Source organism: Rhodococcus sp. I2R, from assembly GCF_020889545.1.
GTDB lineage: Bacteria > Actinomycetota > Actinomycetes > Mycobacteriales > Mycobacteriaceae > Rhodococcoides.
Genome location: NZ_JAHUTG010000025.1, coordinates 34,218 through 54,325 on the forward strand (window position 1 = coordinate 34,218; position 20,108 = coordinate 54,325).

Sequence of the window (20,108 nt, forward strand, 5' to 3'; positions counted from 1 at the left end):
CCGTTCGCAAGGTACGGTCGTCAGGTGTAGTTGCCGTGGCCGAGTAGCTGTGTGATCTGGCACAGGTCCGCATGATTTGTTGAACAAGCAGGTTGATTACTGCGTACAGGTTGATTACTGCGTAACCCTGGTGGTTCCAAGCCCGGGCGATCGGACTGAGAAGGAGAAACGGTGAGCGAGAACGACAACGACGGCATCTACGGAGAGTCGCCGGCGGAGACCACTTCGGTATTCCGCGCGGATTTTCTCCAGGAGCTCGATAAGTCGGCAACGAGCCAGACTGCCGAGGCTCCGGTGTCGGGCGTGGAGGGCTTGCCGGTCGGGTCGGCGCTGCTCGTGGTCAAGCGCGGCCCCAACGCTGGGTCTCGTTTTCTGCTCGACCAGCCGACCACCTCGGCTGGTCGCCATCCCGACAGCGACATCTTCCTCGACGACGTGACTGTCAGTCGTCGTCATGCCGAGTTCCGTCAGGACGAAAACGAGTTCCAGGTTGTCGACGTCGGCAGCCTCAACGGAACCTATGTCAATCGCGAACCGGTCGACTCGGCAGTGCTCGCCAATGGTGACGAGGTTCAGATCGGCAAGTTCCGCCTGGTCTTCCTCACGGGCCCCCGCGGCAGCGCTGGTTCGCAGGTCGGCGATTCGTCTGCGGGTGCAGGCAGCCAGTGACCGCCGTCGGGCAACAGTCTCCCGGGGGGATGTCGATAGGCTCCGTCCTGGATCGGCTTCGGCCCGACTTTCCCGATGTGACAATTTCCAAGATCAGATTTCTCGAAGCCGAGGGATTGATCTCGCCTGAGCGAACACCGTCCGGTTACCGCCGGTTCTCCATCGCGGACTGCGAGAGGCTGCGGTACGTGTTGACGGCTCAGCGAGATCAATACCTTCCGCTGAAGGTGATCAAGGAGCAACTGGAAGCGATCGACAGTGGGGTTGCGCGGGTGGAAAGTGCCGACCCTGCTCCGCGGAAACCCCGGACTCTCAGTGTGGCGCCGGGTGAAGTGTCGCCGGAAGAATTTCTCCCGGATCGAGAGGTTCGAGTGAGCAAGTCCGACCTGTTGGAACGCGCCGGTATCGAGGACTCGTTCATGACCGAATTGCTCCGGGCGGGGTTGATCACGCCGGGGCAAGCCGGGTTCTACGACGAGGATGCGGTGACCCTGGCTCGTACCGCCCACGCGATGTCGCAGTTCGGACTCGAAGTGAGACATCTCCGGGCGTTCAAGCTCGCCGCCGATCGCGAAGCCGGCCTTGTCGCGCAGATCGCCGGCCCTGTCGCCAAGGGTCGTGATGCCGGAGCCCGCGATCGTGCCGAGGAGATGATTCGCGAACTCGCGGCACTGTCTCTCACACTGCACACGTGTCTCGTCAAAGCTGCGGTGCGTGGCTCGCTCGATCGGTGATCACGGTGCTCGCAGAATGCCAACACCGCTCGGCCGCCGGTTTCCCATAGACTCGAGGGCAGTCGGGTCGCCCTCGGACCACCGGCCAGATTCTCAACGCATGTGGGAGGCAGTCACCATGAGTGAAATGCGTGTAGTAGGCATTCGCGTCGAGCAGCCCCAGAATCAACCGGTGTTGCTACTCCGCGAATCCGACGGCGATCGCTATCTGCCGATTTGGATCGGGCAGACCGAGGCCGCAGCGATCGCGCTCGAGCAGCAGGGTGTCCAACCGGCACGGCCATTGACTCATGACCTGATCAAGGAACTGATCATCGCTCTCGGTCACACGCTCAAGGAAGTTCGAATCGTCGATCTGCAAGAGGGCACGTTCTACGCAGATCTCGTCTTCGACAAGGACGTCAGGGTGTCGGCTCGGCCGTCCGATTCCATCGCCATCGCATTGCGGGCGGGTGTGCCGATCATCGCCGAAGAGCCGGTGTTGGCGGAAGCGGGACTGTTGATGCCCGACGAGCGCGAGGACGAGGTCGAAAAGTTCAAGGAGTTTCTCGAATCCGTATCGCCGGACGATTTCAAGGCCACGGACGGTTGAAGGGTCATTCCGGTAACGGATGAGTCTCAACCTCAACTTTAGGTTCAGCCTTACGGCGCGTTGCGTTGACCCTCTCCCTGCTGACCCATAGCGTCTCTTTTGTGAGTTCGCAGTCGGTGATCGTATGTCGCCGATCCGTCCCGGGGAGTAGTCTGGCCTGGTACGCGGAATGGAACTTCACGTTGCAGTAGGCCGGAATTCGCATCCGGCCGGGGCGAGATCACTCGCCTCGCGCAGTGTCGAGACATTCGAGAGGGAGCAGTCAGTGGGAGATACGCCGCAGGAGCACCAGAGTTCAGCGAGCGCTGCGCCGGGGGCCGATGCTTCTGCGCCGAGGGCCGCGAGTTCCGGTGACATCCAGCCCGGATTGTTCCCAGATGATTCGGTGCCTGATGATCTGGTGGGTTACCGAGTCCCGAGCGCATGCCAAATCGCTGGTATCACCTATCGCCAGCTCGACTACTGGGCACGAACCGGTCTCGTGGTTCCGTCCATCCGCGGTGCAGCCGGCTCGGGGAGTCAGCGGTTGTACTCGTTCAAGGACATGCTGGTCCTGAAGATCGTCAAGCGCCTGCTCGACACCGGTATCTCCCTACAGAACATCCGTGTCGCAGTCGACCACCTCCGTCAGCGTGGTGTCGGTGATCTTGCGAACATCACCCTGTTCTCGGATGGCACGACCGTGTACGAGTGCACGTCCGCTGAGGAGGTCGTCGACCTGCTACAGGGTGGTCAAGGTGTGTTCGGTATCGCCGTCAACGGTGCCATGCGTGAGCTGACCGGCCTCATCGCCGACTTCCCTGCCGAGCGAGCCGACGGTGGCGAGTCGGAGACCAGCCCGGAGGACGAGCTGGCATCGCGTCGCAAGAATCGCGCAAGCCGCAAAACAGGCTAAACTCATCGCTACGTCGCGCAGGCACGGGAGAGTTCCGGGATCGCCAGTTCCGGACGCCGAAGGAGCAATACCTCCCCGTCAATCTCTCAGGCACCCGGACCGTATCTGCTTCGGCGACTCTGGAAAGTGGTGGAAGAACCACCCGCCCAAGGGGAAAGACGCTTAGGCTGCACGGCCGACGGTGATCGAATCTCTCAGGCGCTCGTTGAGACGAGCATGCGACAGAGGGGGAGGACTGATCGCGCAACCGCGCGAAAAGAGCCCACCTTCTGCACGCACACCTTGGAGCCTCTCGTGACCGAACAGATTCCCCGCTCGTCCTTCGCCGATCGGCACATCGGTCCCGATCGACTCGAACTTGCGCGCATCCTCGATGTCGTCGGAGTGGAATCGCTCGAGCAACTGGCCGCACGAGCCGTTCCGGAATCGATCCTCGACCATTCGGTCGACGGGGTGGCCGACGGCCTCGACACACTGCCGACTGCCGTGGGTGAACACGCTGCGTTGGCCGAACTCGCCGAGATTGCCTCGAAGAACGTCGTCGCGACGTCGATGATCGGACTCGGCTACTACGACACCCTGACCCCGCCGGTTCTCACTCGGGGCATCCTCGAGAACCCCGCGTGGTACACCGCGTACACGCCGTACCAGCCGGAGATCAGCCAGGGCCGTCTCGAAGCCCTGCTGAATTTCCAGACGATGGTGTCGGATCTGACGGCGATGGATGTGGCGAACGCGTCGATGCTCGACGAGTCCACGGCAGCAGCCGAAGCGATGACGTTGCTCCGGCGGGCCAATCGAAAATCGGCCTCCCATCGCTTTCTCGTCGACAACGATGTCTTCCCGCAGACACATGCTGTCCTCGCCACCCGTGCAGAACCCCTGGGAATCGAACTCGTTCGTGCCGACCTCTCGCACGGCCTTCCCGATGGTGAGTTCTTCGGAGTTCTCGCGCAGATACCGGGTGCGTCCGGAGCGCTCGTCGATCATCGCGACCTCGTCGCCGCAGCCCATGAGCGCGGCGCTTTGGTGGCTCTCGGCGCGGATCTGCTAGCGCTGACGCTCGTCACCCCACCCGGGGAGTTGGGTGCAGATGCGTGTTTCGGCACCACCCAGAGATTCGGTGTTCCCATGGGATTCGGCGGACCCCACGCCGGCTATCTCGCGGTCGGCTCATTACTCGCTCGGCAGCTGCCCGGCCGTCTGGTGGGAGTTTCGGTGGATGCCGACGGCAATCTTGCCTACCGCCTTGCGCTCCAAACTCGGGAGCAGCACATCCGCCGTGAGAAGGCGACCTCCAATATTTGCACCGCACAGGTGCTTCTGGCCATCGTTGCAGCGATGTATGCGAGTTACCACGGCAGCGAGGGATTGCGGTCGATAGCTCGACAGGTCAATCTGCATGCACTCACGCTTGCCGACGGGTTACGCACAGCTGGTCTGACGTTGGCGAGCGATAACTTCTTCGACACGGTCACCGTCGACGTTCCCGGGCGCGCTCGGACGGTCGTGGAGGAAGCGAAAGCGGCCGGTATCAACCTGCTGTTCGTCGACTCGGACACCGTCGGTGTCTCCTGCGACGAGGCGACCACTACGGACCACGTCGATATTGTCCTGGCAGCATTCGGGGCCGTCCGGTCAGACGGCGACCACGCCCCGTCTATCCCAATGCCACTGACGCGGACGTCGGAGTTTCTCGCCCATCCCGCCTTCACCCGCCACCGCACCGAGACGGCGATGCTGCGTTACCTTCGCGCCCTGTCCGACAAGGACATTGCGCTCGACCGCAGCATGATCCCCCTGGGCTCGTGCACCATGAAGCTCAACGCCACCGCCGAAATGGAGTCGATCACCTGGCCGCAGTTCGCGCGCCTGCATCCTTTTGCGCCGGACGAGGACACCGAGGGCATCCGCTCCGTGATCACCGACGTCGAGAAGTGGCTGGTCGACATCACCGGATACGACGCGGTCAGCATTCAGCCCAACGCCGGTAGTCAAGGCGAATATGCCGGTCTCCTCGCCATCCGCAGGTACCACCTCAGTCGCGGGGACGACAGCCGCGACGTCTGTCTGATCCCATCGAGCGCGCACGGGACCAATGCTGCGTCCGCTGTGATGGCGGGTATGAAGGTCGTCGTGGTCGGCTGCCGATCCAACGGCGACGTCGACGTCGATGACCTGCGCGCCAAGATCGCGGCCCACGCGAACAGCCTCGCGGGCATCATGATCACCTATCCGTCGACCCACGGCGTCTACGAGCACGAGATCGACGACATCTGCGCGGCGGTGCACGACGCGGGTGGCCAGGTCTACGTCGACGGCGCCAACCTGAATGCGCTTGTCGGACTTGCCCGACCGGGGCGTTTCGGCGGAGACGTGAGCCACCTCAACCTGCACAAGACGTTCTGCATTCCCCACGGCGGCGGCGGACCGGGCGTCGGTCCGATCGGCGTTCGGTCGCATCTGGCGCCGTACCTACCCGGCCACCCGCTGCGTGCCGAGCTCGGTGACGGGCCCACGGTGTCCGCTGCACCGTTCGGCAGTGCGTCCATCCTGTCGATCACCTGGGCCTACGTGAGGATGATGGGTGCACAGGGCCTTCGCCGCGCAACCCTGACAGCAATCGCGTCGGCCAACTACATAGCCCGGCGACTCGACGAGCACTTTCCCGTGCTCTACACCGGTGACAATGCGATGGTGGCGCACGAGTGCATCCTCGATCTGCGCGGTCTGACCAAGGCCACCGGCGTCACCGTCGACGATGTCGCGAAACGGCTCGCCGACTACGGTTTCCACGCACCGACGATGAGCTTTCCGGTGGCGGGCACACTCATGGTCGAGCCGACCGAAAGCGAGAATCTCGATGAGATCGACGCGTTCTGCGACGCCATGATCGCGATACGCGGAGAAATCGATCGTGTGGGTAGTGGGGAATGGCCGGTCGAGGACAATCCGTTGCGGGGGGCACCGCACACCGCGCGCTGCCTCGTGGGGGAGTGGACACATCCGTATTCCCGCGAGGAAGCGGTCTACCCGGCAGCAGTCTCCGGTCGCGCCAAGGTATGGCCGTCTGTACGCCGGATCGACGGAGCCCACGGCGATCGAAATCTCGTGTGCGCATGCCCCCCGATAGAGGCATTCGCCTGACCTCCCGAGTCGTGGGCTAGTGGCCGGGTCAGCGATCTTCGGACGTTGTCGCGTGATCTGTCGAGGTGGCCTGTGCCTCGACCTTGCGCACTAGTGCGTGGATGTCATCGTCTCGGGCCATTCGGTGGTCGATGATCACGTTCGCGACGCCGCGCAGCAACGAGTAGGGCTTCCATGTCGTGGGGGCGATGGTGCTGGCGGCGCGTGCTGTGATTCCGTCGGCAATCGATTTCGCGGCCTGCGCGGCGGTGATCCGTTGGTTCAGCGGCCACGGGAGCATGGCAAGGGCGTCGCTGGCCAAGTCATTCTGATCGACGGTGTCGTGAGTCATCGAGGTTTCTACGATGCCGAAGTAGGCCACTCCGGCGGTGGCGCCGACCGCGGCGAGTTCGATGCGCAGTGCGCGCCCGAGTTGTTCGACTGCTGCTTTGCTGATCATGTACGGGGATGCGGCTGCGCCGGGGGTGAACGCGGCGGCCGAGGATACGACGACGACGTGACCGTGGTGTTGGATGACCTGCTCCAACGCTGGGCGGACGGTGTTGAACACTCCGGTCAGGTTGATGGCGATGACACGATCGAAGTCGTCCTCGTCGATGGTCCGCAGCGTCGCAGGTGGCGGTGCGACCCCGGCATTGGCGACCACGACGTCGAGACGGCCGAAGCGATCCACGGTGTGTGCCACCGCTGTTGTCATCCTCGGTCGATCTCGCACATCCGCGGTCAGGGGCAGGGCTCGTTTTCCCAGTGTCCGGGCAGCGGATTTCACCGCTGTCGTATCCACGTCGACTAGCGCGACGGATGCGCCACGCGTATGCAGGATCCGGGCCAAGGCCAGTCCGATGCCTTGCCCACCGCCGGTGATCAAGACGACCTTGCCGTTGACGTCGTAGGCAGGGGAGCGGCTGTCGAAGGGGAACATCAATGTGTCCTAACCGATGCGTGTGCGGGGGAGGGGTCTGTGGCGCCGAGTTCGTATGCGTCACGGTCGAATCGACGGGTTCGGTTGGCGTACTCGAAGCTCCAGTTCGGATACAGGCCGGCGTTCTTGCCCTCGGCGGTGCGGTAGTAGGTGGTGGCGCAGCCGCCGGTGAGCCACACCGTCCTCGCGCTCCGTTCGTTGACTTCGTCGAGAAAAGCTTCCTGTGCGTCTTTGCGGACTTCGACGCGGTCGAGTCCTTCGGTTCGCATGGTCGCCAATGCGTCCACGATGTAACGGATTTGGCATTCGATCATGTAGATCGCGGATTGGTTGCCGACGGCTCCGAACGCACCGAGGGTGGTGAAGAAGTTCGGGAACCCTGCTAACGTCGCGCCGAGATAGCTTTGCGGCCGGGTGGTGTACAGGTCGGCGAGGGTCTGGCCATCGCGGCCGCGAATGCGGGCCTGTACCGCTGGTGGTACCTCGAATCCGGTGCCGTAGATGATGGTGTCGACTCGATGCTCGACACCATCACGGGTGAGGATCGAGTGTTCGCGGATCTCGGCGATGGCATCGTCGATGACCTCGACGTTGTTTTTGGTGAGCGAGGGTAGATACGAGTCGGAGAAGATCGCACGTTTGCATCCGATCATGTAGTCCGGGGTCAACCGCTTGCGCAGTGTCGAGTCGCGGACCTGACAGAGCAGTTGCATCTTTCCCATCGCCTCGTAGGGGTGGCGGAATCGTTTGTCGATGAACCCGACCAGGCCGAACGCTTCGATCGCGGCGTAGTAGCTGCCCCGCAGACCTTTTCCGATGATCGGGAGTCGGGCAATCAGTGCCCGCTCGGCGCGGGAGGTCGCGCGGTCGAGTCGCGGGATGATCCAGGGTGCGGAGCGCTGGAAGACGAGCAAGCGCGCGACGCGCGGTTGGATCTCGGGCACGAACTGGACCGCGGATGCCCCGGTGCCGAGCACGGCGACCCGTTCGCCGGTGAGATCGTGGTCGTGGTTCCAGTGCAACGAGTGGAAGCTCGTACCGGTGAATCTCTCCATACCGGGGATATCGGGGAACTTGGCTCCGCCGTAGACCCCGGTCGCAGAGATCAGGATCCGGGCGGCGAAGTCGCCGCTGTCGGTGTGTACTCGCCAGCGGCGCGACACCTCATCCCATGCGGCCTCGAGAACTTCGGTATCGAACCGGATATGCCGGACGACATCGTGGTCCTGTGCGACAGAGTGCAAGTAGGCCAGAATTTCCGGTTGCTTACCGTAGGTGCGTGACCAGTCCGGATTCTGCGCGAAGGAGTAGCTGTAGAGGTGTGAGGGAACATCGCAGGCACAGCCGGGGTAGGTGTTGTCCCGCCAAGTGCCGCCCAGGTCACTCGAGCGTTCGAGGATGACGAACTCGCCGAACCCCGCATCGCGCAACTTGACCGCAAGACCGATACCGCCGACGCCCGCGCCGATGATGGCGATATCGACCTGCTCAGGCACCGCACCGTTGCGTTGCTGGTTCATAGTGATTCCTTCCGTACCGCAGCCGCTTTGCGCGCTGCAGCAATGAGTCTTCGGCCCGTTCGATGTTCTGGCGAGCGTGAGAAGAGTGGTGAGGTTCAGAGGTCGAGAACCAGGGGCCCGCCATCGGAGCGGGACACGCAGATCAACATCGAAGCTTTTCGTTCGGATTCGAGCAGTCTGTTGTCGCGGTGTTCGACCCGACCGGCGAGTACGCCGATCTTGCAGCTGCCGCAGTAGCCCTGCTGGCACGAGTAGACAACACCGGCCACCTGTTCTCGGATCGCGTCGAGCATGGACTGGTCGGCAGCGACCGATACAGTCACACCGCTCCGCGCAAGCTTCACATCGAACGGTTTGCCACCTACCACGGGCGGAGCCGAAAACCGTTCGGTGTGCATCGATCCCGTGGGATCGATGGCCGAGATCAGTCTCCGCGCGGCGTCGGAGACCGGAGGCGGCCCGCAGACATAGGTTGCGCCTCCCGGATGCAATCGGGTCAGTAGTCGACCGACATCGGGCAGGCCGAACTCGTCGTCCGGTCGAACGTCGACGTCACCGCCGGTGCACGCCTCGAGCTCGTCGAGAAACGGCATGTTCTCCCGGGTCCGCCCGAGGTACACCATTCGCCAGGGTATTCCGCGTGCGTTCGCCGCTTTCACCATCGGCAGGATCGGTGTGATACCGATACCACCGGCGATGAACAGGTACGAGTCGGCGGCTACCATTCTGAAGGCATTGCGAGGCCCGCGTACATGCAGCAGGTCACCTGTGCGCAAGGTTTCGTGCACCTCACGGGATCCGCCGCCACCGTCACCGATCAAGCGGACCGCGATCCGGTACCGGTGGCGATCGGCCGGATCACCGCACAGTGAATACTGACGCTGGCGGCCCGAGGGCAAGAACACATCAAGGTGTGAACCCGGATTCCACACCGGCAAGACTCCGCCGCCCGGCGCCGCCAGCGTCAGGCTCACCACATCCTCGGCTTCGGTCTCGATTCCTTTCACAACAAGATCCATATCGAAGTCGTCGTAGCGCAACGGATTCGGACGAGACAGTAGGGGCGCCAACCCACCTTCGACGAACAACCGCTGATAGGCGGCGAAACCCTTGGTAACCACCCGCAGACTGGTCTCGATCCCGTCGTCCGACGCGGGAGCCGGCGCGCCCCAGCGAGAGGTGAACCCGGCCATCGTCATCACTGCTGTTGCTCGGCTGCGCGGGCCGCCGGAGAGGTCGCCAAGTACTCGAGTGCCTTGTCCAGGCTGCCCATCTGTGAGGGGTGAAACCCCGGCCTGAGATAAACCGGGATCTCGGCCAGATAATGCCAGCCAGTGGGGATGACACCGCGGACGGCTGCGCTGAAGAACTGCCACGGCCATGGCTTGCCCCTGACAGGAGATGGATCGTTGTTGGCCAGGTAGATGGCGGTGCTGAACCACAGGATCGCGATGGCGCTACTGGCCAGAAATGCCGTTCGTGCGCGGCGGGCGTAGCTGCCGTCGACGTACTGGTAAACGTCGAAAACCACCGCGCGGTGTTCGACTTCCTCTGCGCCATGCCATTTGACAAGATCCAGCATCATCGGGTGCATCCCCATCTCCTCGAGATGGTCGGCATCGAGCAACCATTGGCCCAGGACGGCGGTGAAGTGTTCCATTGCCGCAAACAACGCCAGCCGCTCACACAACCACGCATGCTTGGCCCGGCCGGTCAAACCGTGATCGCCCAAGATGCTGTTGACAACGAAATTGAAGCGCTTCAGAACCGGTTCGACCTTGATCCCCTGCGTGATCAGATGCTCGCGAACCCCCTGATGTGACTGCGCGTGCATCGCTTCCTGCCCGATGAAACCGACGGCTTCCTCGTGCAAACGAGCGTCGTCGATCAGCGGCAACGCCTCGGCGATCGCTTCGGCCATTGCACGTTCGCCCTCGGGCAGGACAATATGCGCCACGTTGAAGAACTGCGTCGCGAACGGTTCTCCCGGCAAGTACTGCACCGGGATGCCGTCCCAGTCGAACTGCACGTTGCGCGCGTTGATGGCGTGCGCTTCGTCGCGGGGACGCGCCTTGTCGACCAATTTCTCGAGTCTGCGTGTCATATCAGCTTCCTGTCCACTTCGAGGGTCCTGTATTTCGTTCGACCACGATCAACCCGCCTGCTCAGGTCACAGGTTCGCGCCGTCATCGAGAACCGCACAGACGAAGGCCTGCGCGCCGGGTGCAGCAACGGTGTCGGTTTCCGAACCATACCGGAAGTAAGTAATTCCGTATAGAACTGATTCCGGATATGAACTGTGGGACAATCTCGAGATGGCGCGGGCAACCACAGGCATGTACAACGGGGTCACAGCCGGGCAGCGGCGCAACGAGCGCCGGAAGAAATTGATGGATGCGGCTTTGGAGATTCTGGGTACGCGGGGTTGGTCCGCGATGACTGTCGCCACCGTGTGCGAGGAGGCGAAGGTCGGCCCCCGATTCCTCTACGAAAGCTTCGAAAACCTCGACGCTTTGGCGCTGGCCGTCCTCGATGACATCGTCGCGACCGCGTCCGCCAACACCGTCACCAATCTCGCTGCAGCACCCGACGACACCACCGCGAAAGTGCATGCCGCAGTGAGCACAATGGTGCACGAGTTTGCCGACGACCCGCGCCGAGCCCGCATCATCTTTGTCGAGTCCTACGGCAACGCGGCGATGATGAAACGCCGATCCCACGCACTACACGATGTCGCCGCGTTGATGGCAACGCTGGCGACCACCTTCGTCGACCTACCGAAAGGCGCCGACGACTTCATCGAATCAGGCACGCTGTTTCTTACCGGTGGCGTGGCTGAACTGGTAATCGCCTGGGTCGCAGGCGATCTCACCCTCAGCCGCGAAGAGCTCATAGATACTTGCACCGAGATGATGATGACCATCGGGGAAAATGCGCACGCCATCGCGGAGCGCTTGGCAATCGCACGCCAACATCGGCTTTGAGTGCACCACTTACCTATTTCAGTACAACAGCCTTCGCAGGAGGTCAGGGAGCTCGGGACCGGCCGACGAGCCGACCGTGGTCAGCGAACCTCCGGTGATATCGGCCATGGACTGCAACGTCTCGATGTCCGGATTTTCTCCGATCGAGACGACGTCGATCGACACGGGACGGTTCTGATCCGTCGATGCAGTCAACGCCTCGATGAACCGATCGGACGTTGCGAGGGCATCGTCGTCGGGACCATCGGTGACCAGTAGAACGCTGTTCGGTCTGCCGGCAACGAACCCATCGACCGCGGAGGCGTAGGCGGCCAACATCGACTCGTACGTCGACGTCGCGGCCTCCGGCTGCAACGTGGACGCCGCAGCGATCAACTGCTCGCGCCGCGTGCCTGTGGGCAGAGTTTCGTCGACAGGTCCGGCGGGAACCACAGTTCGGAAGGCTCGGCCGGCGTCGAGGTCACTGCTGTACACCCACAGGCCGAGTTGGGACGAATCGACTACGCTGCCGAATTGCTGGACGAGCGCATCGGTGGTGTTCTGCAGCCTCGTTCGCTCGCCCTCGGCGGTGTCCATCGACCCCGATATGTCGAGCACGATGGTGACCCGACGCGGCGTCGCTGGATTCTGCACCAGGTCCACCATGGCGCGGCGGGCGTCCGGCGAGGCAACTGGGGCGTTCCCCGGGGGCGCCCCCACCTCGAATCCCAAATCGACGAAGACCGGTGTGTTCTCGGTCTGTCGCATGAAGTCGACGAACTGTGCAGCTGCACGGCGGCGGGTCTCGTCCGTCCACTGCCCAGCCAGGACGGCAGCCGGGTGATCTGCCATCGGTGTAGGCCCGGCGGGGGCATAGGCCGTCAGATCGCTCGCGCCGGCATTGCTCAGTTGCTGAGCTGTCACCGGAACGGCATGCGCCTGCGCGGTTGCCGACATGTCCGCGGTCAGACGTCCGAGTGCTTCGTCCGTCGATTCGGGTGTGACCGCCTCGATGCCGAGATCGGTGGTGGCGAGCGCAGACAATGCCGAGACGGCGAGGCCGGAACGTATGCCTTCCACTGCCACCGGTCGATCCGGCTCACCCAGGGACGAGGCAACCACGGCGGCCAAGGCAGAAGTGGTGGAATCGGAGGCGGGACCGACTGGCAACTGCAGGCGTAGCCCACCCCACCCGCCCAGGCCGAGAACGTCCAGAGCATCCGGCGCGCTTTGCAGATCAGGCAGATCGGCCCACCCGATATCCGCACGTGCGAGCGCATCGGTCACTGGAGCCGGGCCGGCCAGGACGACGGGGGAGGTGGCGACAGATCTGGGAGTGCCGTCGATGGACTCGACGGGAACCGCCGCCACCGAGTCCGAGGATCGAGGTATCCACAGTGCAGGTACGGGTCCCAGTGCCGCCTCGTCCCACACCGACGCCCCGGCGCTGATCGCCGCTGCGACTGTGTCGGAGTCCGCGGAGGTCACTCGAACGGAGATGCACTGGTCCCGTACGACGGGTCTGCCGTCCGTGAAGCGCTGCGCCAGCGCAGATACCGGGCCGGAGAGATCCGGTTCGACGACAACAGCTACGACGGCGTCGCCCTCGACACACGTATCGGCAGCCTGAACTCCCTGATCGACAATGCGCTCACGCAACTGGAACCACCCGGCCACGGCGAGCACCATCACGATGATGGTGCCCACCGCGATCAACGGGCCCTTGCTGATACCTCTGCTGATACCTCGGGATTCTCCCGAGGTTCGATGTTGGCCCACGAAGGAAAGGCTACAAGTCCACTCAGCGTGCAGCGGCCTTGTACTCGCGACGGCGGCGGTGCAGGATCGGCTCCGTGTACCCGTTCGGCTGGCTGGTGCCCTGGAAGATCAAGTCACTGGCAGCCTGGAACGCAATGTTGTCGTCGAAATTCGGCGCGAGGGGTGTGTACGTCGGATCCTGGGCGTTCTGGCGGTCCACCACCGGTGCCATGCGCTCGAGCGACTCGCGGACCTGCTCCTCGGTGACCACACCGTGGCGCAGCCAGTTAGCGATGAACTGACTCGAGATCCGCAGCGTGGCGCGGTCTTCCATCAGCGCAACGTCGGCGATGTCGGGCACCTTCGAGCACCCCACGCCATCGTCGATCCACCGCACCACGTAGCCAAGGATCGACTGCGAACTGTTGTCGAGCTCCCGGCGCTTACGCTCCTCCGACCAGTCGGTGGACGGTGCGAGAGGGATTTCGAGAATGTCGTCGATGGTTGCTCGCTTGGCCTTCGCGATCTCCTCCTGGCGGGCGAAGACATCGACCTTGTGGTAGTGCAGTGCGTGCAATGTCGCGGCCGTCGGCGACGGCACCCACGCGGTATTTGCTCCGGCCTTCGGGTGGCCGATCTTCTGCTCGAGCATGTCCGCCATGAGATCCGGCATCGCCCACATGCCCTTCCCGATCTGTGCTTTGCCTTTCAACCCGGTGGCCAGACCCGTGTCGACATTGAAATCCTCGTAGGCGGAAATCCATTTCTGGGCCTTCATCTCGCCCTTGGGGACCACAGGCCCGGCTTCCATCGAGGTGTGGATTTCGTCGCCCGTGCGATCGAGGAACCCGGTGTTGATGAACACCACTCTCTCTTTCGCGGCGTCGATGGCGGCCTTGAGGTTGACTGTGGTGCGGCGTTCCTCGTCCATGATGCCGACCTTGAGGGTGTTCTCCGGAAGTCCGAGAACATTTTCCACGCGCCCGAACAATTCGACGGTGAACGCGACCTCGTCGGGGCCGTGCATCTTCGGCTTCACGATGTACAGCGAACCGGTGCGACTGTTGGTGAGCTCGTTGTCACCGGTCAGCGAGTGCATACCGGTCAGCGAGGTGAACAGGGCGTCGAGTATGCCCTCGGGCACCTCGTTGCCGTCGGCGTCCAGGATCGCATCCGAGGTCATCAGGTGACCCACGTTGCGGACGAACAAGAGCGACCGGCCGTGCAAGGTGAGTTCCGTACCCTCGCCTGGAGTGCCACCGATCGGGGTGTAGCTGCGGTCCTTGTTCAGGGTGCGGGTGAATGTCTTGCCGCCCTTGCTGACTTCCTCGGTGAGATCGCCGCGCATGAGGCCGAGCCAATTGCGGTAGCCGAGAACCTTGTCGTCGGCGTCGACGGCTGCGACGGAGTCCTCGAAGTCCATGATCGTGGTGACGGCGGATTCGAGCAGTACGTCCTTGACACCGGCGGCGTCAGTGGAACCGACGGGGCTCTTCGGATCGATCTGGATCTCGAAGTGCAATCCGTTGTTCTTCAGCAGGATTGCAGTGGGCGCGTCGGGTTGGCCCTGAAAGCCGATCAGCTGCGACGGGTCAGCCAATCCGACGATGTTGCCGTCGGCGAGGGTGACTGTCAGCGACGCTGCGTCGACGACGTACTTCGTGGTTCCGACATGGCTGCCCGAAGACAGCGGGGCGGCCTCGTCGAGGAAGTCACGGGCGAACGCAATGACCTTGTCGCCGCGAACCTTGTTGTACGAGCTGCCCTTTTCGGCACCGTCCGTCTCCGGGATGGCGTCGGTGCCGTACAGCGCGTCGTACAGCGATCCCCACCGAGCGTTCGAGGCGTTGATCGCGAAACGTGCGTTGAGCACCGGAACCACCAGCTGCGGTCCCGCAGTGGACGTGATCTCGGTATCGACGCCGGAGGTGGTGATCTGGAAGTCGGCGGGCTCGTCCAGCAGGTAGCCGATTTCCTTCAGGAAGTTCTTGTAGGCTGCGCGATCGTAATCGGGGCCGGCGTGTTCACCGTGCCAGGCGTCGAGCTTGCCCTGGATCTCGTCACGGACAGCCAGGAGTGCCTTGTTCTTCGGGGCCAGGTCGGTGATTACCGATTCCGCGCCCGCCCAGAATGCCTCGGCTTCGACACCGGTACCCGGAAGGGCCTCGTTCTGGACGAAGTCGTACAGCACCTTGGCAACCTGAAGACCGCCAACACGTATCCGTTCGGTCATGAATCCCTCGCTCTTTCCGGTCACGGGCACTCGAGAGTGCCCCAACGACATCGACATCGATGTTACTCGGCAGTAAGTCCAGCGATTGCATCGACGCTCACCAGTAGATTCTGGCACCGAGCGATCAGTTCCGATCGGAGAGGGGCAGCCCTGGCCATGAGGTCGGTCTGCGCGCGCACGTACTCGGCACGGCCGGCGGGCGTCTCGATGGCTATCGGATCGAGTCCGTACTCCGACAGGTCGTACGGACTCGCCCGCATGTCGATGCCTCTCGCGGACAGCGCGAGTTCGAAACAGTCTGCGACCAGCCGAGATTCGATAAGGGGGGCGAGTTTGTAGCTCCACTTGTACAAATCCATCGTGGCGTGCACGCAGCCTGGCTGTTCGCTTTGTGTTCGGCCCGTCGGCTCGAGGGGGAGCGCGTTGCGTGGGACAGCGTCGCGGGTGAAGAACCTGAAGGCGTCGTAGTGCGTGCACCGCAAGTTCATCGACTCCACCACCTGGTCGGTGCCCTCGTGTCCGAGGCGGAGCGGAACCGAGCCGTGGCGTAGCGCATCGTCACCGCCTCGGTACACCATTGCCCACTCGTGCAGCCCGAAGCAGCCCAGATTCGGTTGCCGCTCCGTCGTCGCGGTGAGCAACCCCAGTGTGAATTCGATGGCGGAACGCCGCTGTTCGAGCAACGACGCCCGCACCCGGTATCCGGCGGGACCGAAACCGAGATCGATCGGTTCGTACGAGGCGAATCCGGCATAGTCCGCAGACTGCTCACCTCCCAGTACGACCCCGTACCCCGGCCCCCATCGCTTGAGGTGACCTGGCTTGAAGCTGTAGTAGGTGAAAAGGAAGTCGAGCACGGGATGATAGGTCCCGCGGCCACGATCTGCCAGGTAGTCGCCGACGAGATGCTCGATGCGGTCGATGTGCGCCGCTCGCGCCACCGTCCACTCCGACTCCGCTACAACGGTGATCATGGTCGTCGATACGTAATCGATGAGGCGTCTCACCAACCGCTTGGTAGCGGACGGCCCTCGGCGAAACCGGCTGCGGACTGAACGCCGATGACCGCGCGCTGATGAAGCTCCGCAAGGGAGCGGGCACCGGTGTAGGTGCAGGTGCTGCGAACACCTGCGCAGATGTGATCGAGTAGATCCTCCACACCAGGGCGGTCGGGATCGAGTCGCATACGTGAACTGGAAATGCCTTCTTCGAACAGTCCCTTACGTGCTCGGTCGAATGCGCTGTCTGTAGCCGTGCGGGCCGCGACAGCGCGTTTCGACGCCATGCCGAAACTCTCCTTGTAGGCGTTGCCGGCAGTGTCGAAGCGCAGGTCACCCGGCGATTCGTAGGTGCCGGCGAACCATGATCCGATCATCACGTTGCCGGCACCCGCTGCCAATGCCAGCGCGACGTCGCGAGGATGCCGGACACCGCCATCGGCCCACACCGATGCGCCCAGCTCGGCGGCCGCTGCGGAGCATTCGGCGACAGCCGAGAACTGCGGGCGACCCACGCCGGTCATCATCCGCGTCGTACACATCGCGCCCGGACCTACACCGACTTTGACGATGTCCGCTCCCGCTGCCACGAGGTCGCGGGTGCCGGCGGCGGACACGACGTTTCCGGCGACCAACGGCACCCCGAGATCGAGCGACTTGATTGCCGTCAGCGCGTCCAGCATCTTCGCCTGATGCCCGTGGGCGGTGTCGATGACGAGCAGGTCGGCGCCGGCTTCTTTCAGCGCCCGTGCCTTTGCCGCGACGTCACCGTTGATACCGACCGCGGCGGCTATCCGCAGTCGGCCCTGGGCGTCCAGCGCAGGTGAGTAGATTCCGGCGCGCACGGCACCGGTTCTGGTGAGTACTCCGGCGAGTGACCCGTCGGGCCCGACCAGCACCGCGAGGCCCTCGTGGACTCCGTCGAGCTTGTCGAATACCGAACGGGGAGTTGCATCCGCCGGCGCCGTGACGAAGTCGGTCGCGGCAACGGTCTGCAAGCGGGCGAACCGATCGACGTCGGCGCACGCGGCCTCGGTGACCACACCCACCGGGCGTCCTGCCTCGACCACGACGACTGCACCGTGTGCGCGCTTGTGCATCAGCGCCAGCGCATCCGATACCGACGCGTCCGGTCCCAGGACCACCGGTGTATCGGCCACCAGATCGCGGCTCTTGACGAACGCGATGGTCTCGACGACCGCGTCGATCGGAAGATCCTGCGGAAGAACCGAGATGCCACCGCGTCGGGCCACTGTCTCTGCCATACGACGACCGGACACGGCGGTCATGTTCGAGACAACGATGGGAATCGTCGTACCGGAACCGTCCGAGGTGGACAGATCGACATCGAATCGCGACGTCACATCGGTTCGGTTGGGAACGAAGAAGACGTCGTCGTAGGTCAGGTCGTAAGCGGGCCGGTGGCCATCGAGGAACTGCACGTTGTGCCAGCGTACCGGTCAGTGTGTATCGACGCGCTCGGCGACCTGCGCTTGCGACCGTGACAACGCGATGGTGGCATACACCATGACCGCCACGCAGGCTGCGATGACGACGAGCGCGAACGCGTCGTCTCTGACGCGTTCGTCCAGAACAGTGATTCCGAGGAACGCGGCGCCGAAGGGTTCACCGATGGTGACAGCCGGCAGTGACGCCGACAGGGGACCGGATTGGAAGGCGCGCTGCTGCAGGTAGAAGCCGAAGGCGCCGCAGCCGACGAGCGCGTACGTCTGCCACGCAGCCAGCGCTCCGAGGCGCTCCTTTTCCACCACGTCCGTCACGAACTTGGTGAAGGCGACGGCCATCCCGAAGAGCAGTCCGCCGGCCGCTCCCAGCAACAGGGCCCGCATTCCGGGGTCGCGCAGTGTCAACCCAGCGATCGTGCAGGCCGACACGAGACCGAGTGCGATGGCGAGCGGGCCGATCCACTCCGCGAACGACGCGTTCGAATGCCCCTCCGTCGGGTCGCCCACCACGATGAACACAGCGAGCGCCAGCGCCAGAGCAAACGCGAGAAACCACGTCGAACGTGTCATCGCGTATCCGGAGAACTTGGCCGACAGGGGGAGCGCGAACAGGAGCATCGACACCAGCAGCGGCTGCACGATCAGCACCGAACCGACCCACAGGGCCACAACCTGAACGGCGTAGCCACCGACGTCACCGATGACCCCGGCCCACCAACGGGGGCTTCGCAGCAGCGATGCCATCAACGATGCACCCTCGGGGACAGCCGCGGCGGCGCTCTGCTGGGCGACCGAGGCGCCGGCGAACAGGAAGGCCGCGAGGAGCGCAAGTACGATCGGCAGCCAGTTCATCGGCGACCGGTTCGGCGCGACCGATGCGTCGGCGACTTCACTCCGGACTTGGACCGAGCAGAACCGGATCGAGCAGAACCGGGCCGAGCAGCACTGCGTGTGCCGGCCGTGGGCCCCTCGTTCGTGGGTGGCGGCGGACCCGGCGGTTGTCGGGCACCGGTGGTGGCGCGGAGCAGCGGACTCGTCGGGCCGACGTCCACGACATCGATCCCGATCCGCGACTGTCCGGCCACGGCGAGGAAGCGCTCGACCTGGCTTTCGGTCACCAGCGTCACCACGGTTCCACCGCGCCCTGCGCGCGCGGTTCTCCCGGCACGGTGGGTGTAGTCCTTTGCATCCTCGGGCGGGTCGACGTGGACGACCAGCGAAACGTGGTCGACGTCGATCCCCCTGGCCGCGACGTCTGTGGCGACAAGCACCGGCACCGACCCGTCGGCGAATTGGGCGAGCGTACGTGTGCGATTCGCCTGTGTCTTGTCTCCATGCAGGGCGGCCGCCGACACCCCGACTGCGAGGAGTGATTCGGTGAAGCGGTCCACAGCGTGTTTGGTACGCAGAAACATGATTGTCTTGCCCTCACGCGCCGCGATAGCCGCCGCAACGGAAGTTTTGTCCTGCTGCGTGACCCGGAAGAAGTGATGATCCGCGGCTTCGACGACCGGGGGCTCCGCGCTGTGCAGCACTGGATTGTCGAGATGCCTGCGGATCAGTTCGTCGACATCGCCGTCGAGGGTGGCCGAGAACAACATGGTCTGTCCGCCAGCAGGAATTCGCTTCAACAGGGCGGTGACCTGGGGGAGAAATCCTAGATCTGACATACGGTCGGCCTCGTCGACCACCGTCGTGGTGATTTGTGCGAGCGAGAGGTGACCCGCGCCGACGAGGTCCTCGAGACGACCCGGTGTTGCGACGACGACATCCACCCCGCGTCCCAGTCTGTCGATCTGGCGCTTGAGGGGCACACCCCCGACGAGGCTCGAGATTCGCAATCCTGATGCGAGTGCGGGTTCTTCGAGCGCACTGTCGATCTGTAGCGCCAGCTCCCTGGTTGGTACCAGGATCAGGCCACGAGGGTGCTGGGGACGGCTTGCGCTACCCGAAAGCCGGTGCAGCAGTGGGAGTCCGAAGGCGAGAGTCTTGCCTGATCCCGTGGGTGCCCGCCCGAGAACGTCTCGACCGGCGATAGCATCGGTGATGGTCGCGGCCTGGATCGGGAACGGGGACTCGACACCCATTTTTCGCAGAGCGTGAATCACGACGGGGCGGAGCCCGAGATCTGCGAACGAGGGCGAGGGGCCGAGCATGAGAAAACACTACCGCCGGTCGACCGCGGCCGGGACCACACTTGGGTCGCCGGCC

16 protein-coding genes and 1 riboswitch are annotated in these 20,108 nt (G+C 63.7%); of the genes, 6 read left to right on the forward strand and 10 right to left on the reverse strand.

Translation table 11 applies throughout. From position 1 onward, the window contains the following. Positions 1-171 precede the first annotated feature (171 nt). The 5 genes from garA to gcvP all read left to right on the forward strand — a co-directional run bounded on the left by garA (position 172) and on the right by gcvP (position 6,037). Positions 172-669: a glycogen accumulation regulator GarA gene (gene garA / locus KVY23_RS21005; RefSeq protein ID WP_075840295.1), complete on the forward strand. Its 498-nt coding sequence runs from the start codon at positions 172-174 to the stop codon at positions 667-669. Next, positions 666-1,403, forward strand: coding sequence for a MerR family transcriptional regulator (locus tag KVY23_RS21010; RefSeq protein WP_075840294.1), 738 nt, complete (start codon positions 666-668; stop codon positions 1,401-1,403). The genes garA and KVY23_RS21010 overlap by 4 nt, the downstream gene beginning before the upstream one ends. A 118-nt stretch (positions 1,404-1,521) precedes the next feature. Beyond that, positions 1,522-1,995, forward strand: coding sequence for a bifunctional nuclease family protein (locus tag KVY23_RS21015; protein WP_206511465.1), 474 nt, complete (start codon positions 1,522-1,524; stop codon positions 1,993-1,995). 265 nt (positions 1,996-2,260) lie between these two features. Next, complete coding sequence (locus tag KVY23_RS21020; protein WP_075840293.1) at positions 2,261-2,890, forward strand: MerR family transcriptional regulator; 630 nt, start codon at positions 2,261-2,263, stop codon at positions 2,888-2,890. Positions 2,891-2,904: 14 nt separating this feature from the next. Then, a riboswitch (glycine riboswitch) is annotated at positions 2,905-3,002 on the forward strand. A gap of 104 nt (positions 3,003-3,106) precedes the next feature. After that, positions 3,107-6,037, forward strand: coding sequence for an aminomethyl-transferring glycine dehydrogenase (gene gcvP, locus KVY23_RS21025; protein ID WP_374108753.1), 2,931 nt, complete (start codon positions 3,107-3,109; stop codon positions 6,035-6,037). A gap of 28 nt (positions 6,038-6,065) precedes the next feature. On the opposite strand, the gene KVY23_RS21030 is transcribed toward gcvP, so the two are convergent. From KVY23_RS21030 to KVY23_RS21045, 4 genes are all read right to left on the reverse strand, one after another. Further along, the gene (locus tag KVY23_RS21030) at positions 6,066-6,959 is read right to left on the reverse strand and encodes a short-chain dehydrogenase/reductase (RefSeq protein WP_230558103.1); all 894 of its coding nucleotides are present in this window, start codon (positions 6,957-6,959) and stop codon (positions 6,066-6,068) included. Then, on the reverse strand, positions 6,959-8,479 hold the full coding sequence (locus KVY23_RS21035) for an NAD(P)/FAD-dependent oxidoreductase (protein ID WP_230558104.1): 1,521 nt from the start codon (positions 8,477-8,479) through the stop codon (positions 6,959-6,961). The genes KVY23_RS21030 and KVY23_RS21035 overlap by 1 nt, the downstream gene beginning before the upstream one ends. Before the next feature lie 95 nt (positions 8,480-8,574). Continuing rightward, on the reverse strand, positions 8,575-9,678 hold the full coding sequence (locus tag KVY23_RS21040) for a PDR/VanB family oxidoreductase (RefSeq protein WP_230558106.1): 1,104 nt from the start codon (positions 9,676-9,678) through the stop codon (positions 8,575-8,577). Next, positions 9,678-10,583, reverse strand: coding sequence for a metal-dependent hydrolase (locus KVY23_RS21045; RefSeq protein WP_075840290.1), 906 nt, complete (start codon positions 10,581-10,583; stop codon positions 9,678-9,680). Before KVY23_RS21045 ends, KVY23_RS21040 begins: the two co-directional genes overlap by 1 nt. A gap of 211 nt (positions 10,584-10,794) precedes the next feature. Between KVY23_RS21045 and KVY23_RS21050 the strand changes: the two genes are divergently transcribed. Beyond that, on the forward strand, positions 10,795-11,463 hold the full coding sequence (locus KVY23_RS21050; protein WP_075840306.1) for a TetR/AcrR family transcriptional regulator: 669 nt from the start codon (positions 10,795-10,797) through the stop codon (positions 11,461-11,463). A gap of 18 nt (positions 11,464-11,481) precedes the next feature. Here the strand turns inward: KVY23_RS21050 and KVY23_RS21055 are convergent, their stop codons facing one another. From KVY23_RS21055 to KVY23_RS21080, 6 genes are all read right to left on the reverse strand, one after another. Then, positions 11,482-13,221 carry a substrate-binding domain-containing protein gene (locus tag KVY23_RS21055; protein WP_230558108.1) on the reverse strand — a complete coding sequence of 580 codons (1,740 nt, stop codon included), beginning with the start codon at positions 13,219-13,221 and terminating at the stop codon, positions 11,482-11,484. Positions 13,222-13,243: 22 nt separating this feature from the next. Continuing rightward, entirely contained in the window at positions 13,244-15,433 is a 2,190-nt protein-coding gene (locus KVY23_RS21060; protein WP_230558109.1) for a malate synthase G, read from the reverse strand. Positions 15,434-15,495: 62 nt separating this feature from the next. Next, complete coding sequence (locus KVY23_RS21065; RefSeq protein ID WP_230558122.1) at positions 15,496-16,407, reverse strand: 3-methyladenine DNA glycosylase; 912 nt, start codon at positions 16,405-16,407, stop codon at positions 15,496-15,498. A gap of 29 nt (positions 16,408-16,436) precedes the next feature. Then, positions 16,437-17,873, reverse strand: a complete 1,437-nt coding sequence (locus tag KVY23_RS21070; protein WP_230558111.1) for a GuaB1 family IMP dehydrogenase-related protein — start codon at positions 17,871-17,873, stop codon at positions 16,437-16,439. 18 nt (positions 17,874-17,891) lie between these two features. After that, a complete protein-coding gene (locus KVY23_RS21075) occupies positions 17,892-18,749 on the reverse strand; it encodes a DMT family transporter (protein WP_206511469.1) in 858 nt (285 codons plus the stop codon). Further along, positions 18,746-20,053, reverse strand: a complete 1,308-nt coding sequence (locus KVY23_RS21080) for a DEAD/DEAH box helicase (RefSeq protein WP_230558112.1) — start codon at positions 20,051-20,053, stop codon at positions 18,746-18,748. The genes KVY23_RS21075 and KVY23_RS21080 overlap by 4 nt, the downstream gene beginning before the upstream one ends. Positions 20,054-20,108 lie beyond the last annotated feature (55 nt).

Excerpts from the sequence above, each read along its gene's own strand:
- KVY23_RS21040 (WP_230558106.1), bottom strand. The coding sequence starts at position 9,678 with ATGACGATGGCCGGGTTCACCTCTCGCTGGGGCGCGCCGGCTCCCGCG.
- KVY23_RS21060 (WP_230558109.1), bottom strand. The coding sequence starts at position 15,433 with ATGACCGAACGGATACGTGTTGGCGGTCTTCAGGTTGCCAAGGTGCTG.
- KVY23_RS21030 (WP_230558103.1), bottom strand. The coding sequence starts at position 6,959 with ATGTTCCCCTTCGACAGCCGCTCCCCTGCCTACGACGTCAACGGCAAG.
- KVY23_RS21050 (WP_075840306.1), top strand. The coding sequence starts at position 10,795 with ATGGCGCGGGCAACCACAGGCATGTACAACGGGGTCACAGCCGGGCAG.
- KVY23_RS21045 (WP_075840290.1), bottom strand. The coding sequence starts at position 10,583 with ATGACACGCAGACTCGAGAAATTGGTCGACAAGGCGCGTCCCCGCGAC.
- KVY23_RS21075 (WP_206511469.1), bottom strand. The coding sequence starts at position 18,749 with ATGAACTGGCTGCCGATCGTACTTGCGCTCCTCGCGGCCTTCCTGTTC.
- gcvP (WP_374108753.1), top strand. The coding sequence starts at position 3,107 with ATGCGACAGAGGGGGAGGACTGATCGCGCAACCGCGCGAAAAGAGCCC.
- KVY23_RS21080 (WP_230558112.1), bottom strand. The coding sequence starts at position 20,053 with ATGCTCGGCCCCTCGCCCTCGTTCGCAGATCTCGGGCTCCGCCCCGTC.
- KVY23_RS21035 (WP_230558104.1), bottom strand. The coding sequence starts at position 8,479 with ATGAACCAGCAACGCAACGGTGCGGTGCCTGAGCAGGTCGATATCGCC.
- KVY23_RS21065 (WP_230558122.1), bottom strand. The coding sequence starts at position 16,407 with ATGATCACCGTTGTAGCGGAGTCGGAGTGGACGGTGGCGCGAGCGGCG.
- KVY23_RS21015 (WP_206511465.1), top strand. The coding sequence starts at position 1,522 with ATGAGTGAAATGCGTGTAGTAGGCATTCGCGTCGAGCAGCCCCAGAAT.